At 69.7% G+C, this 14,634-nt stretch carries 11 protein-coding genes and 2 pseudogenes; 10 read left to right on the top strand and 3 right to left on the bottom strand.

Annotated features, from left to right (window positions below):
• Window positions 1-53 precede the first annotated feature (53 nt).
• Window positions 54-965 (bottom strand): Bax inhibitor-1/YccA family protein, encoded by a 912-nt coding sequence (locus L2X99_RS09970; protein ID WP_236135043.1) that lies wholly within the window; start codon window positions 963-965, stop codon window positions 54-56.
• Window positions 966-1,064: 99 nt separating this feature from the next.
• On the opposite strand from L2X99_RS09970, the gene L2X99_RS09965 reads away from it, so the two are divergent.
• On the top strand, window positions 1,065-2,069 hold the full coding sequence (locus L2X99_RS09965; protein ID WP_236135042.1) for a glycerophosphodiester phosphodiesterase family protein: 1,005 nt from the start codon (window positions 1,065-1,067) through the stop codon (window positions 2,067-2,069).
• On the opposite strand, the gene L2X99_RS09960 is transcribed toward L2X99_RS09965, so the two are convergent.
• The gene (locus L2X99_RS09960; RefSeq protein WP_236135041.1) at window positions 2,066-2,461 is read right to left on the bottom strand and encodes a pyridoxamine 5'-phosphate oxidase family protein; all 396 of its coding nucleotides are present in this window, start codon (window positions 2,459-2,461) and stop codon (window positions 2,066-2,068) included. The genes L2X99_RS09965 and L2X99_RS09960 overlap by 4 nt on opposite strands.
• Before the next feature lie 91 nt (window positions 2,462-2,552).
• On the opposite strand from L2X99_RS09960, the pseudogene L2X99_RS09955 reads away from it, so the two are divergent.
• From L2X99_RS09955 to L2X99_RS18295, 9 genes and pseudogenes are all read left to right on the top strand, one after another.
• A pseudogene (locus L2X99_RS09955) lies at window positions 2,553-5,032 on the top strand (ATP-dependent helicase).
• A 204-nt stretch (window positions 5,033-5,236) separates the two neighbouring features.
• Window positions 5,237-6,364, top strand: a complete 1,128-nt coding sequence (locus L2X99_RS09950) for an SseB family protein (protein WP_236135040.1) — start codon at window positions 5,237-5,239, stop codon at window positions 6,362-6,364.
• Between the two features lie 73 nt (window positions 6,365-6,437).
• The gene (locus L2X99_RS09945) at window positions 6,438-7,433 is read left to right on the top strand and encodes a biliverdin-producing heme oxygenase (RefSeq protein WP_236123752.1); all 996 of its coding nucleotides are present in this window, start codon (window positions 6,438-6,440) and stop codon (window positions 7,431-7,433) included.
• A 55-nt stretch (window positions 7,434-7,488) separates the two neighbouring features.
• Window positions 7,489-8,544 (top strand): non-homologous end-joining DNA ligase, encoded by a 1,056-nt coding sequence (ligD, locus tag L2X99_RS09940; RefSeq protein ID WP_236123753.1) that lies wholly within the window; start codon window positions 7,489-7,491, stop codon window positions 8,542-8,544.
• A complete protein-coding gene (locus tag L2X99_RS09935; RefSeq protein ID WP_236123754.1) occupies window positions 8,537-9,010 on the top strand; it encodes a nitroreductase family deazaflavin-dependent oxidoreductase in 474 nt (157 codons plus the stop codon). Before ligD ends, L2X99_RS09935 begins: the two co-directional genes overlap by 8 nt.
• 83 nt (window positions 9,011-9,093) lie before the next feature.
• A pseudogene (locus L2X99_RS18300) lies at window positions 9,094-9,723 on the top strand (siderophore-interacting protein); the annotation flags it as partial.
• Window positions 9,724-9,826: 103 nt separating this feature from the next.
• Window positions 9,827-11,710 (top strand): ABC transporter ATP-binding protein, encoded by a 1,884-nt coding sequence (locus L2X99_RS09930; protein ID WP_329607976.1) that lies wholly within the window; start codon window positions 9,827-9,829, stop codon window positions 11,708-11,710.
• Entirely contained in the window at window positions 11,707-13,161 is a 1,455-nt protein-coding gene (locus tag L2X99_RS09925; protein WP_329607975.1) for an ABC transporter ATP-binding protein, read from the top strand. The genes L2X99_RS09930 and L2X99_RS09925 overlap by 4 nt, the downstream gene beginning before the upstream one ends.
• Entirely contained in the window at window positions 13,137-13,460 is a 324-nt protein-coding gene (locus L2X99_RS18295) for a hypothetical protein (RefSeq protein WP_236126937.1), read from the top strand. The genes L2X99_RS09925 and L2X99_RS18295 overlap by 25 nt, the downstream gene beginning before the upstream one ends.
• Before the next feature lie 19 nt (window positions 13,461-13,479).
• Here L2X99_RS18295 and L2X99_RS09920 read toward each other — a convergent pair whose 3' ends face one another.
• On the bottom strand, window positions 13,480-14,514 hold the full coding sequence (locus tag L2X99_RS09920) for an ATP-dependent DNA ligase (protein ID WP_236135039.1): 1,035 nt from the start codon (window positions 14,512-14,514) through the stop codon (window positions 13,480-13,482).
• Window positions 14,515-14,634 lie beyond the last annotated feature (120 nt).

Raw genomic sequence — 14,634 nt, 5'->3', positions numbered from 1 at the left:
GGATGCGGAAAGGGCCGCCCTCCGAGGAGAGCGGCCCTTTCGCGATGTCGTGTCTAGTTGTTGCCGCGCAGGATGGCCAGCATGCGCAGGATCTCGACGTACAGCCACACGACGGTGACCATGATGCCGAAGCCGCCGAGCCAGCCGTACTTGCGGGGCGCCCCGTTGCGCACACCCTGCTGAATCTGGTCGAAGTCGAGAACCAGCGAGTACGCGGCCATGAAGACGACGAGGATGCCGATGATGACGCCCCACGGGATGCCGAAGAGCGGGCTGGGCGCGCTCCGCATGCCGAACATCAGCTCCTGCGGCAGGACGTTGGTCCACATCAGGATGAGGTTCAGGAGCGAGAAGGCCAGGTACCCGAACATCGCGATCATGACGATCTTGGTCATCTTCGCGGATGCCCGCACCTTGCCACTGGCGAACAGGGCGAGCGTGACACCGACGACCGCGAGGGTCGCGAGCGTGGCCTGCATGACGATGCCCGGCCAGATGATCTCGAACCAGGCCGAGATCGCGCCGATGAACAGACCCTCGAAAGCCGCGTAGCCGAAGATGAGCGCCGGACGCACCTTCTTGCGCGAGGTGAACATGACGACCAGCGCGAGGACGAAGCCGCCCAGTGCGCCGACGATCCACGGCACGAGGTTCGCCTCGCCCGTGTTGTAGAAGCTCGTCGCGGTCCAGATCCAGCCGACGACGGCGGTGGCCACGAGGATCGCGAACAGGCCGACGGTCTTCCAGATCGTGTCCTCGACCGTCATCCGGTCGGTCTCGATCGCGCCGGCCGCGGGGGCGGCGTACATGCCCTCGAGATTCGCGTTCACGGCGGCGGCCTGGGCCGCGGTCGGAGCGGGCGGCGGTGCGTACGTGCCGTTCTGAGGCGCACCGGGATACGTCGCGGCCTTGCGCGGGTCCTGCTGCTGGAACGCCGGGTTGTTGAAAGCGAAGTTGCTGCTCATGGTGCGGATCACTCCTGAGGGGATCGGTCCCGGGGGATCGGTCAGTGTCCGACAAGTCTACGGAGGTTCTCTATGAACGGGGTGCTTTACGCTGAAAGCGTGGCCAGGAGATCTCCGCTCGTCATCGGGCATCGCGGTGCCCCCGGCTACCGCCCCGAGCACAGCCGTTCCTCGTACGAGCTCGCGCTCGCGATGGGGGTCGACGCCGTCGAGCCCGACATCGTCGCGACCCGCGACGGCGTGCTCGTCATCCGGCACGAGAACGACATCTCCGGCACGACGGATGTCGCGGAGCATCCCGAGTTCGCGGATCGCCGCACCACGAAGAGGGTCGACGGCGAGGCGCACACCGGCTGGTTCACCGAGGACTTCACCTGGGCCGAGCTGAGCACGCTGCGCACCAGGGAGCGGCTGCCGAAACTGCGCCCGTCCAGCGCCAGCTTCGACGGTGCCCAGCCGATCCTGCGCCTGACCGATCTGCTCGACCTGGTGCGGGCCGGCTCGGTCGAGCACGGCCGCGAGATCGGCGTGGTGCTCGAGATCAAGCACGCCACCTACTTCGAGGGCATCGGGCTCGACCTGGTGCCGCTGATCGTGCGCGACCTGCGTGCCGCCGGATGGGCGGACGGCGAACTGCCGCTGATCGTCGAGTCCTTCGAGCAGACCGTGCTGCACCGACTGCGTCAGCAGGGCGTCTCCGCGTCGTACATCTACCTCGTCGAGGCGGCGGGCAAGCCGTTCGATCAGGTCGCCGCACTGGGCCGAGCGGCGCCGACCTACCGGTCCGAGATGGAGCCGACAGGTCTCGACCGGCTGGCCGGCACCGTCGACGGGATCAGCGTGAACAAGAAGATGCTGCTGCCCGGGGCCCCGAGCCTGTCGAAGGGCACCGCTCTGGTGGATCACGCCCATGCTCGGGGGCTGCGCGTGTTCACCTGGACCTGCCGCCCCGAGAACCACTTCCTGGACGCCGCCTATCGCGGCCACGGCGGCAAGGCGGCGTTCGGCGAATACGAGGCGGAGTGGGACGCGATCGCCCGCACCGGCGTCGACGGCGTGTTCGTCGACCATCCCGACCTCGGCGTCGCGTTCTTCCGCCGCTAGTCGTAGTCGCGGCGCACCGAGCGGCCGGAGACGCGCTCGGGGACGAAGCGCAGCCAGAGCTCGCGCGTCCCGCCGGCCCAGGGGCGGGTGCGGGCGGCGTCGCCGCTGTTCACCTCGCTGGGATCGATCGGCTCCACGCGTCCGCTCATCAGAACGCTCCACGCGGCGCCGGCGAGGTCGTCGAGATGGTCGACCTCGAAGGCGACATCGGGCTGTTCCGGCAGCGAGGCGAGGATGCCGTCCTCGCTGACCCGGAAGGTCAGGAGACGATCACGGACCAGGAAGTTGACGGGAATGATCTCCATGCGTCCGTCGTGCAGGAACCCGATCCGCGCAACGGTCGTGGACGCCATCAGGCTGAAGCACTGGTCTTCGTCGAGAACACGGATCATGTCGTCACCTCCGCACAGCGGAACCGCTTCGTCTTCTCGATCCTACCCGGCGGGCGAGAGCGTCGGAGGGGCGATCTAGACTCGAAGGGCCATGACAGAAGCGCCCCTCATCGTCCCCGCATCCGCCGGCCCGCAGGGGACCGACGCCCTGCTCGCCGGACTCAACCCGCAGCAGCTCGACGCGGTGACGCACCGCGGCCCGGCGCTGCTGATCGTGGCCGGCGCCGGCTCGGGCAAGACCAGCGTGCTCACCCGCCGCATCGCGCTGCTGCTGCGAAACCGTGAGGCCTGGCCGAGCCAGATCCTGGCGATCACCTTCACCAACAAGGCGGCCGGTGAGATGCGCGAGCGCGTTCAGGGGCTGGTCGGTGACGCAGCGCGCGGCATGTGGATCTCGACCTTCCACTCCGCCTGCGTGCGCATCCTGCGCCGCGAGGCCGGGCAGTTCGGGTTCACGCAGAACTTCACCATCTACGATTCCGGCGACTCGCGCGCCCTCATCAAGCGACTCGTCAAGGAGCACGAGGCCGATGCCTACGGTCTCACCCCGGCATCCGTGCAGGGGCGCATCTCGAAGCTCAAGAACGAGCTGCAGGATGCCGAGTCGTACTCCCGAGACGCGAACATGAACGACCCGGCCGAGCGGCTGTTCGCCGAGATCTTCGCCGACTACCAGCGCCGGCTGCAGAAGGCGAACGCCTTCGACTTCGACGATCTGATCGGGCAGACGGTGTACCTGTTCCGGGCGTTCCCGCACGTCGCCGACACCTATCGGCGACGGTTCCGGCACATCCTCGTCGACGAGTACCAGGACACCAACCACGCCCAGTACGCGCTCATCCACGAGCTCACGCGGCCCGTGCAGGGCGAAGGCGTTTTCCGGTCGTTGAGCGAGGAGCGCAGCGACGAGACGAAACGCGATGACCGGCCTCTCGTGCTCGTGGAGGACGTTTCGTCTCGCTCCGCTCGCTCAACGACCGGGGAATCCGAACCGGGCGCGTCGCTCACCGTCGTCGGCGACTCCGACCAGTCGATCTACGCCTTCCGCGGCGCCGACATCCGCAACATCAGCGAGTTCGAGCGCGACTTCCCGGGGCGAAGGTGGTGCTGCTCGAGCAGAACTACCGCTCGACGCAGAACATCCTCTCCGCCGCCAACTCGGTGATCGGCAACAACTTCGACCGCAAGGACAAGAAGCTCTGGAGCGACAAAGGCGACGGCGAGAAGATCGTCGGCTTCACCGGGTACTCCCAGCACGACGAGGCGCAGTTCGTGGCCGACGAGGTGGAGTCGCTGCGCCGTGCGGGCATGCCGTACTCCGAGATGGCGGTGTTCTACCGCACCAACTCGCAGTCGCGTGCGCTGGAGGAGATCTTCATCCGCGCCGCCGTGCCGTACAAGATCATGGGCGGCACCAAGTTCTACGAGCGCGCCGAGATCAAGGACGCCCTGGCCTATCTCGTCTCGGTCGCCAACCCCGCCGACGAGATGTCGCTGCGCCGCATCCTGAACAAGCCCCGGCGCGGCATCGGCGACGTCACCGAGACGGCGATCGCGCGCTTCGCCGAGGAGCAGGGGATCACGTTCCGCGAGGCGCTGTCGCACCCGACGCAGCTGGGGGTCGGTCCGAAGCTGCAGGCCGCGATCGGGCAGCTCGACCAGGTGCTCAGCGAGGCGACGGCGATCATGCTGCCGGCTTCCGGCGAGGTGCCCTCGGCGACGTCGGTGGCCGAGGGACTGTCGCTGCTGCTCGAGAAGAGCGGCTACTTCGACGCGCTGCGCCGCAGCCGCGACCCGCAGGACGAGGCGCGTCTCGAGAACCTCGACGAGTTCGTCGCGGTCACCCGCGACTTCGCGCGGAACAACCCCGACGGCACGCTGGTCGACTTCCTCACCGAGGTCGCGCTGGTGTCGGATGCCGATGACCTCGACGACGAGTCGGGCACGGTGTCGCTGATGACGATGCATACCGCGAAGGGCCTGGAGTACGACGCGGTGTTCGTCACCGGCGTCGAGGAGGACCTCATTCCGCATCGCATCTCTGCGGGCGAGCCCGGCGGGCCGCAGGAGGAGCGCCGGCTGTTCTACGTCGGCATCACCCGCGCCCGCAAGCGGCTGCACCTGTCGCTGGCGATGACCCGCGCGCAGTTCGGCGAGGTGTCGGTGGCGATGCCGAGCCGGTTCCTGCAGGAGATCCCCGCCGACCTCATCGACTGGCGGCAGTCGCCGGGCGATGTGAACTCCCGCGGCGGTATGCAGTCCCGCGCCCTGAATGCGCGCCGCCAGGGCGCTGGGGGCAGCCGCGACCGCTTCGCCGCACAGCCGCTGGAGAAGCGCCTCGCGCCGCTGTCCACCGCGATGGACAAGTTCCCGAACAAGGTCACGGCGAAGGTGCGCGACAACGGCGACCTCGAGCTCGCAGCCGGTGATCGCATCCGGCACGACGACTTCGGTGAGGGGCGCGTCGAGGCCGTCACCGGCGAAGGCGCGAAGCGCATCGCGCACGTGCGCTTCGACACCGCCGGACAGAAGAAGCTGCTGATCAAGATCGCGCCGATCACGAAGCTCTGACCCCCGCTGCTCGTTGAGCGAGCGAAGCGAGACGAAACGCTCTCAGGTCACCCGAAGCTCTGACACCCCGTTGCTCGTTGAGCGAGCGAAGCGAGACGAAACGCTCTCACGCGACCTGGAGCGTTTCGTCTCGCTCGTTCCTCGCTCGCTCAACGACCCGGGCTCGCTCAACGACCCGGGGTGAGGGCGGTTAGGCTGACACATATGGCCCTGTTCTCCCGCCGCAAGAAGACCGCAGATCCCTCCACCGTCGAAGAGGATGCCGCAGTCGCCGACGCTCCCGTCGAGGACGCCCCAGCCGAGGAACAGGCGGAGGACGCCGTTCCCAGCGTCGGCATCTCGGTGCAGGCGTTCCGAGGCGTCGGCGCGGATGCCGGTCCCGAGGTCGCGGCTCCGGTCGACGAGCCCGCAGCCCCGGATCAGGAGGAGCCCGTCGTCGCGCCCCCGCGGCCGCGACGCGAGCCCACGATCAACGTCGTCGAGGACGAGAAGCCGCGCCTGCCGCTCGCCTCGGCTCTGCCGCCCGAGGACACGCACACGATCGAGGGGCTGAAGGACAACGTGCTGCTGCGCGAGGCCCTCGCCGAGATCGTCGAGGGCGCGAGCAACGAGGAGCTGCTCGGGGTCATGCGTCAGTCGATGCAGGGACACCTGTACCTGCGGGTGCACGGCGACGCGGGCGAGCAGATCGGCGCCGGGCAGGCGCTGTCGGTCGCCGTCATCCGCGAGGACGAGAAGTCTTTCCTGCTCGCCTTCAGTTCGGGGGCGGCGCTGCGTGCCGCAGTCGATGCCGAGGAGGACCCGGCCGCGACGTCGGCGATGGCACAGCCCGTCGGTCTCATCTACCAGCAGGTCATCGACGGCGGCTTCACCGGCATCATCATCGACAACGCGTCCGCGCCCCATCGGGTCGTCTTCCCCACCGAGCTGCTGCAGCAGGCCCTCGATCAGGGCGATTCCGAGATGACGATCAAGGGCCTCGTCTCCGCGCCCCGTCAGTCCGACACCGCGGCGCGCATCGGCGAGGTGCTCGCGAAGAAGAAGGTGTGGGTCGCGGTGAGCGACGGCAGCACGGGAGCACCGGTCGGCATCGCCGAGGCGCACACCGCCGACGGCAAGCGGTTCCTGCAGGTGTTCTCGCACCCGCTCGAGGTCGTCGCCCTCGGCCGGGACGACCGGCCGATGCCGTTCGAGCCCGAGCAGCTCGCGAAGGTGCTGAGCAGCCACTCTGAGCTGGCCGGAGTGATCGTGGACTCCGCCGGTCCCTCGATCGCGGTGGAGCGGGACGCGCTCGCGCCGGTGATGGTGCTCGCCGTCGACCTGGAGGACTGATCGAGAGGGCGACATCGCCGCTCACGCATGGTTGAATGTAGGTCAGCCTTACCTAAACCCGAACGGCGGACCCATGATCATCGACGACACTGTGATCGGCGCGGTCACCGCGCACATGAACGGCGACCACACCGACGACAATCTGCTCATCGCACGCGCCTTCGGCCACCCGGGCGCGACCGCCGTCGTGATGAGCTCGCTCGACGCGCGCGGAGGAACCTGGCGGGTCACGGATGACTCGGGCGTCCACGATCTGACACTGCTCTGGCCGGGAGGCGAGGTCACCGAGCGCCCGCAGATCCGCCGGGCCGTCGTGATGCTCTACCGCCAGGCCTGTGAGCAGCTCGGCGTGCCGGCGCGTCAGGAGCATGCACCGGCGGGCAACGGCCCTCACGGTGCTCACGGTGCGCACGCGACCGACGACGAGAGCTTCGCACGGCGACTCCGCGAGGCGACCTGGGGCGACCATGGCGACAGCGAGGGCGCGTCGTTCATGGCCGACATCATGCGGGGCAAGGGCACCATCCTCGACTACACCGCCCTCGTCATCCAGCACTACTTCATGTACGAGGCGCTCGAAGCGGCATCGGCGCAGCTGCTCGAGGATCCGGTCCTGGCAGAGCTGCATCCGGAGGCCCTCCGGCGCATGGCGGCTCTCGAACAGGATCTGGTGCACCTGAGCGGCCCGGCCTGGCGGGACACCGCCGGCGCGACCCCGGCGACGGCCGCGTACGCGGCCCGCATCAACGAGATCGCCCGAGAGCGCTGGGTCGCCGGCATCATCGCGCACCACTACACGCGCTATCTCGGCGACCTCTCCGGTGGACAGGTGATCGCCAGGCGGGTTGCGAAGCAGTTCGGATTCGACGCGGACGGGGTGGCGTTCTACGACTTCTCCGGCCTCGGCGGGATCGACGCGTTCAAGAACCGCTACCGAGAGGTGCTCGACGCGTTCGGCGCGATGCTGACGGCCGACGAGCAGCAGCGGATGCTGGACGAGGTGCGCGCCGCATACCACCACAACACCGCGGTCTTCGTCGACCTCGACCGGGAGCGCGCGGCCGTCTGAGACCGCGCGTCGAAGGGGCCTGTGCCTCGGCACACGGACCGCCTACGCTCGAAGCATGGCCTCTGAGCGCGTGACGCTGACCGTGACCGACACCGACTCCGGCGAGGACGTCGAACGCGAGATCGGGCTGTCCAGCCCGAATCGCGTCGTCTGGCCGGCCGACGGCGGCGGCATCACGAAGGCGGAGTACGCCGAATACGCGCAGACCGTGTCGACGCCGTTCCTGGCGGCGAACGGTCACCGTCCGGTGTCGCTGGAGCGGTTCCGCGACGGCATCGGCGGGGAGGGCTTCTTCTCGAAGAACCCGCCGAAGGGCACCCCCGACTTCGTGGACTCCGTGATGTGCACGTACAACAGCGGCCGCAAGCATCCGCAGATCGTGCTGAACCGCACCAGTGCGATCGTCTGGGCCGTGCAGATGAACACGATCGTGTTCCACCCGTGGGCCTCGCTCGCCGCCGACACCGACAACCCCGTCGAGCTGCGCATCGACCTGGATCCGCAGCCGGGCACCGGCATGGCGCAGGCGATCCCGGCCGCTCGGGAGCTGCGCTCGGTGCTGCGGGAGGCCGGGCTCGAGCCGTTCATCAAGACCAGCGGCAACCGCGGTCTGCACGTGTTCTGCCCGATCGTTCCGGTCTGGGAGTTCCTCACGGTGCGGCACGCGGTGATCGCCGCCGGACGCGAACTCGAACGGCGGATGCCGGACGCGGTGACCACGAACTGGTGGAAGGAGGAGCGTGGCGAGCGCATCTTCGTAGACTTCAACCAGGCCAACCGCGACCGCACCATGGCCGGCGCGTACAGTCCGCGCGCCCTTCCGGGAGCGCCGGTGTCGACCCCGGTGCACTGGGACGAGCTGGACGACCTCGATCCGAAACGCTTCACCGTGCGCAGCATCCCCGCCCGGCTGGCGGAGATCGGCGACCCGTGGGCCGGGATGCAGGACGCACCCGGCAGGATCGACGAACTGCTCGAGTGGTGGGAGCGCGACGTGGAGAACGGGCTCGGCGAGCTGCCGTTCCCGCCGGAGTTCCCCAAGATGCCCGGAGAGCCGCCACGGGTTCAGCCGAGCAAGAAGGTGGCGGCGAACTGGGAGAACGATGACTGAGCGCACCGGACTCGTCGACCGGCTCGTCGCCCGTCTGCTGGCCACGCCGTGGCTGGTCCGCGCGCCGATCGGACTCTACCGCGCGGGCTTCGGCTGGATCTTCGGCGACCGCCTCGTGATGATCGAGCATCTCGGACGGAAGTCGCACGAGCGACGGTTCGTCGTCGTCGAGGTGGCGGAGCGCGAGCGCAACGTGATCCGCGTGGCATCCGGGTTCGGCAGGAAGGCGCAGTGGTACCGCAATCTGGAGGCGAACGGCGTTGCGTACCTCAGCACCGGACACGCGCGCCGGGCGCGCGCGGCCGTCCGGATGCTGGATGCCGAGGAGTCCGCCGCGCGGCTGAAGGTCTACGCGTCCGAGCATCCGGAGGCGTGGAAGCATCTCAGCGCGGCGATGGACTTCGCCGCCGGGGGAGGCGCCGAGATCCCGATCGTCGAGTTCACCCCGCCGCGCACTCTGAGATGAAGTGAGGCTATCCTTACCTAGGGCGTCATGGCGTCGCCCGGACGGTGAGGACGGTTTTGGCCAAGCGCGGTCTCAAGGGCGCGATGATGCGCATGACGCAGGCACGCGATCACACTGCGGTGGTCCGTTCCAAAGAGCTGCTGGCGCCGCAGTTCCTGCGGGTGCACTTCTCGTCCGACACGTTCTTCGACGACGCCGAGTTCGCGCCGACCTCCTGGCTGCGCGGATGGTTCCCCGACGAGGACGGCGTCACCGAGCACCAGCGCGGGTACACGCTGAGCGGCGGCACCCCTGAGGACGGCGAGTTCTCGCTGGACTTCGTGCTGCATGAACCGGCCGGTCCGGCGTCGGCCTGGGCGCAGCGCTGCGAGCCCGGCGATGAGCTCTCCGTCAACACACTGGGCTCATCGAAGTTCGAGCTTCCCGAGGAGCGTCCGGCCGGGTATCTGCTCGTCGGCGACTCCGCCGGCATCCCCGGCCTGGCCGGGCTGATCGAGGCGCTCCCGGCCGACGTCCCCGTCGAGCTCTACCTCGAGGAGCATCAGCCCGACGACCGCCTCATCCCGTTCCCCGAGCATCCGATGATGACCACGCACTGGGTGCCGCGCAGCGGCCCCGAATCGCTCGCCGGCGCGATCGAGGATCGCGACTGGTCGGACTGGTACGTCTGGATGACGCCCGAGAGCGCGTCGCTCAAGCGCCTGCGCACTCGTCTGCGCGACGACTTCGGCTTCCCGCGCAGCGAGATCCACGCACAGGCGTACTGGGTCGAGGGCAAGGCGATGGGAAAGCACCGCGGCGAGCAGGCGTCGGCGGATGCCGCCGGAGGAGCATGCCGCACCGGAAGCATCCGGCGCGACAGCATCCGCCTCGGACGATCCGGGCCCGCGGGTCGCCGCGACTGCAGCCGCGTCGGACACCGCGTCCTCACGCGGCGCATGGAAGGCAGCCGCGGGATCTCGCCTGCTCGCCCGGCTGAAGCCGACGTTCATCGTCGCGGGCATCCTGCAGGGCATCGTCACGCTGATCGAGCTCGCGCCGTACTTCCTGCTTGTCGAGCTGGCGCGGCGACTGGTCTCGGGCAGCGCGACCGGGCAGCAGCTGTGGCCGCTCGGTGTCTGGGCGATCGTCCTCGTGGGAGTCGGGGCGCTGCTCGGCGCGCTGCTGCTGCTCTGGCTGCATGCCGTGGACGCCCGCTTCGAACGCGATCTGCGCCGACGGCTCCTGACGAAGATGGCGAGCCTGCCGCTCGGGTGGTTCGGCGCCCGCGGATCCGCGCAGGTCAAGCAGGTGGTGCAGGACGACACCCTGGCCCTGCACTACCTGGTCACGCACGCCGTCGGCGATGCGGTGGCCGCGGTGGTCGCACCGGTCGCCGTGCTCGTCTACCTGTTCGCGGTCGACTGGCGGATGGCGCTGCTCATGCTGCTGCCGGTGCTCGTCTACGCGGTCACCATGTACCTGATGATCCTGCGGTCGTACGATGCGACACCGAAGGCGCTGAAATGGGCCGAGCGGATGCAGACCGAGGCGGGCGCCTACCTCGAGGGCCAGCCGGTCGTGCGCGTGTTCGGCGGTGCCGCCGCGTCCACGTTCCGCAGCCGCCTTGATGAGTACGTGCGGTTCCTGGACGGTTGGCAGCGGCCGTTCACGGGATTGAAGACGTTCATGGACCTGGCGACCAGGCCCGCCACGTTCCTCGTGCTCATCTGCGTCTTCGGCACCCTGTGGATCACCGGCGGATCGATGGAGCCGGTCGATCTGCTGGCGTTCCTGCTGCTCGGAACGACATTCGGCTCCCGGCTGCTGGGCATCGGGTACGGCCTCTCCGGTCTGCGCGACGGCCTGCTCGCCGCCCGGCGGGTGCAGGTCGTCCTCGAGGAGGATGAGCTCGAACCGTCTGCGCCGCAGCCGGAACCGCGGCGCGAGACGGAGGGCGACGGGCACGTGCGGTTCGAGCACGTCGAGTTCGCCTACCGCCCCGGCTCCCCGGTCTTCACCGATCTGTCGCTCGCACTCGCGCCCGGCACGGTGACCGCTCTGGTCGGGCCATCCGGTTCCGGCAAGTCGACCCTCGCGGCGCTGCTCGCGAGGTTCCACGACGTGCAGCGCGGCACGATCCGCATCGGCGGCGACGACATCCGCGACCTGACAGCCGATGAACTGTACGCCAGGGTCGGTTTCGTGTTCCAGGAGACCCAGCTCGTGCGGGGCACCGTTCGGGAGAACATCGCACTGGCCGTTCCGGGCGCCGATGACGCCCGGATCGAGCAGGCGGCGCGTGCCGCGCAGATCCACGACCGCATCGTTCGCATGCCGGACGGGTACGACACGGTGCTCGGGCCGGATGCCGCGCTGTCGGGCGGAGAACGGCAGCGCCTCACGATCGCCCGTGCGATCCTCGCCGACACACCCGTGCTCGTCCTCGACGAGGCGACGGCCTTCGCCGATCCCGAATCCGAGTTCCTCGTGCAGCGCGCGTTGAGCCGGCTGACCGAGGGGCGAACCGTGCTCGTCATCGCGCATCGGCTGCACACCGTCACGGGGGTGGACCGGATCGTGGTCCTCGATCACGGCGAGGTCGTCGAGTCCGGCGCGCACGACGAGCTCCTCTCCCGCGACGGCCGCTATCGGCAGCTCTGGGAGGCGGGCGGTCATCCGTCCGGCGAAAGCGCGATCGAGACGGAGGATGCTCGGTGATCGGAACTGTTCTCGCGCTGCTGCCGGCAGGCAGCCGTCCGCGTGTCGTCGCCCACCTCGCGCTGACGTTCGTGAGCGTCGTGCTCCGCGCCGCGAGCGCCGTGCTGCTCGTGCCCCTCGTCGCGGCACTGTTCAGCGACGATCCGTCCGCGGCATGGCCCTGGACATGGACGCTGGTCCTCGTGGTCGCCGCCGGCTGGCTGGTCGACTGGCTGGTCGCCCGCATCGCGTTCGACCTGGGCTTCGGGCTGCTGCGCACCGGGCAGCGCGGGGTCGCCGAGCGCATCGACCGCATTCGTCTCACCTGGTTCGACGCGGACCGCACTGCGGACGCACGTCAGGCAGTGGCCGCGATCGGGCCCGAACTGGTCGGCCTCATCGTCTACCTGGCCACCCCGGTGCTGACCGGCCTCCTGCTGCCGGTGATGATCGCGCTCGCGCTGATCCCGATCTCGCCGCTGCTCGGACTGGCCGCGCTCGCGGGCGTGCCCGTGCTGCTCGGCGCGTACGCCCTCTCGAGCAGGATCGGCCGCGCGGCCGATCGGGAGGCGAGTGATGCGAACAGCCTGCTCACCGAGCGTGTGCTGGAGTTCGCCCGCACGCAGCAGGCGCTGCGCTCCGCCCGCCGGGTCGAGCCGGAGCGCAGTCACGTCGGCGCAGCACTGGAGGCCCAGCACGGCGCGACGCTGCGGCTGCTGAGCATGCAGGTGCCCGGCCAGATCATCTTCAGCCTGGCCAGTCAGGTCGCGCTGGTGCTGCTGGCGGGCACGACCGTGTGGCTGGCGGTGCGCGGCGAGGTCTCGGCTCCCGAGGCGATCGCGCTCATCGTCGTGATCGCGCGCTACCTGGAGCCGTTCACCGCCCTGGCCGGTCTCGCCGCGGGAATGGAGAGCACACTGACCACGCTGCGGCGGGTGCGCACCGTGCTCGATGCGCCGACCGTGCCCTCCGGTGCGGCCGTGCGGTCGGCCTCGGGAGCCCCGCGCGTCGCGCTGCGCGGCGTGCGGTTCGGCTACGACGGCCCGGGCGGCAGGAACGTGCTGCGGAACCTCGACCTCGTGTTCGAGCCGGGCACGACCACCGCGATCGTGGGGCCGTCGGGATCCGGGAAGAGCACGATCCTCGCCCTGCTCGCGGGCCTGCATCACCCGACGGAGGGAACCGTCGAGATCGACGGGGCGGATGCCGCGATGCTCGACCCCGAGGCCCGGCGTCGCCTGTCGACCTTCGTGTTCCAGCAGCCGTATCTGTTCGACACCACGCTGCGGGACAATCTGCTGGTCGGCGATCCCGAGGCGACCGACGATGCCGTCACGGCGGCGGCCGCGCTCGCCAGGGCCGACCGGATCGTCGAGAGGCTCCCCGACGGATGGTCCAGCAGAGCGGGGAGGGCGGGGCAGCGCTGTCCGGCGGCGAGCGGCAGCGCGTGTCCATCGCGAGGGCGCTGCTGAAGCCGGCGCCGCTGCTGCTGGTCGACGAGGCGACCAGCGCGCTGGACACCGAGAACGAGGCCGCCGTCGCGGCGGCGCTGTCCGGTGATCCGGTCAGCCGCACCCGGGTGATCGTGGCGCACCGGCTCAGCAGCATCCGCGCAGCAGATCGTGTGATCTTCATCGACGACGGAGAAGCGGTGGAGCAGGGCGGTTACGACGAACTGCTGGCGGCCGGCGGGCGCTTCGCCGAGTTCCATGCGCAGCAGCGTGCGGCGGCGGGATGGCGGCTGGGCGCGGAGCCCGTCGACGCCGTGTGACCGGTGCGGCCGCCGCCGCTCAGGTCAGCACGTCGGCCAGGTCGTAACCGGCGACGGTGTCCAGCTGATCGTACGTGCAGGAGCGGGCGTCCCTGTCGGGGCGCCAGCGCGCGAACTGCACGGTGTGCCGGAATCGGGCGCCCTCGAGCTGGTCGTATCTCACCTCGAGCACGCGCTCGGGACGAAGCCGCACGAACGACACGTCCTTCGCACCACTGAACCGGGAGCGCTCGCCCTCCGCGGTGACCGCCGCACCGTCGGCATCCCGCTCGACCAGCGGATCGAGGTCCTCGACCAGCTGCTGGCGCATGGCATCGCTCCAGGCGGCCACGCCGCCGACCTGGCGCAGCACGCCGTCATCCGAGTACAGCCCGACGAGCAGCGAGCCGACGCCCGATCCGCTCTTGTGCACCCGGTACCCGAGCGCGACCACATCGGCCGTGCGGGCGTGCTTGATCTTGATCAGGGTGCGCCTGCCCGGAGCGTACGGGTCCTCCAAAGGCTTGGCGACGACGCCGTCGAGCCCGGCCCCCTCGAACTCGGCGAGCCAGCGCTGCGCGGTCGCCCGGTCGTCCGTGGCGCGGGTGAGGTGCAGCGGATGCGCGGCATCCGCCAGCATCCGCTCGAGCCGGGAGCGGCGCTCACGGAACGGCAGCTGCTGCAGATCGTCATCGCCCTCGGCGAGCAGGTCGAAGGCGATGAACATCGCCGGGGTCTCCACGGAGAGCCTGGCGACCCGCGAAGCCGCGGGGTGGATGCGCTGGCTGAGCGCCTCCCAGTCCAGGCGCTGCGCGCCGGCTGGTCCGGTCGCCACGACGATCTCGCCGTCGAGCAGACAGGGGCCGGGCAGGATGCCGGGGAGCTGCTCGACCAGCTCGGGGAAGTAGCGCGTGAGCGGCTTCGCCCCGCGTGATCCGATCTCGAGGCTCTCGCCGTCCCAGGCGATGAGCCCGCGGAATCCGTCCCACTTCGGCTCGAACAGCATCGGCGTCTTGGCCGGATCGGGGATGGCCGCAGCGGCCTTGGCGAGCATCGGCGCGGGAATGTCGTACATGGGTCCATCCTGCTCGTCCCGCGGTCGCCCCGCGAGCGCCATTCGGGTCGTTGAGCGAGCGCTCCGTGGTCGTTGAGCGAGCGAAGCGAGACGAAACGGGGCGACCTGCGTGGCGGACCT

The sequence above is a fragment of the Microbacterium sp. KUDC0406 genome, assembly GCF_021582875.1.
Classification (GTDB): domain Bacteria; phylum Actinomycetota; class Actinomycetes; order Actinomycetales; family Microbacteriaceae; genus Microbacterium.
Note: the sequence above shows the minus strand (reverse complement) of the source record. Positions and strands in the feature narration are given on the sequence as shown.

Coding starts and splice junctions, on each gene's coding strand:
- L2X99_RS09960 (WP_236135041.1), bottom strand. CDS start 2,461: ATGATCCGTGTTCTCGACGAAGACCAGTGCTTCAGCCTGATGGCGTCC.
- L2X99_RS09920 (WP_236135039.1), bottom strand. CDS start 14,514: ATGTACGACATTCCCGCGCCGATGCTCGCCAAGGCCGCTGCGGCCATC.
- L2X99_RS09970 (WP_236135043.1), bottom strand. CDS start 965: ATGAGCAGCAACTTCGCTTTCAACAACCCGGCGTTCCAGCAGCAGGAC.
- L2X99_RS09945 (WP_236123752.1), top strand. CDS start 6,438: ATGATCATCGACGACACTGTGATCGGCGCGGTCACCGCGCACATGAAC.
- ligD (WP_236123753.1), top strand. CDS start 7,489: ATGGCCTCTGAGCGCGTGACGCTGACCGTGACCGACACCGACTCCGGC.
- L2X99_RS09935 (WP_236123754.1), top strand. CDS start 8,537: ATGACTGAGCGCACCGGACTCGTCGACCGGCTCGTCGCCCGTCTGCTG.
- L2X99_RS09950 (WP_236135040.1), top strand. CDS start 5,237: ATGGCCCTGTTCTCCCGCCGCAAGAAGACCGCAGATCCCTCCACCGTC.
- L2X99_RS09930 (WP_329607976.1), top strand. CDS start 9,827: ATGCCGCCGGAGGAGCATGCCGCACCGGAAGCATCCGGCGCGACAGCA.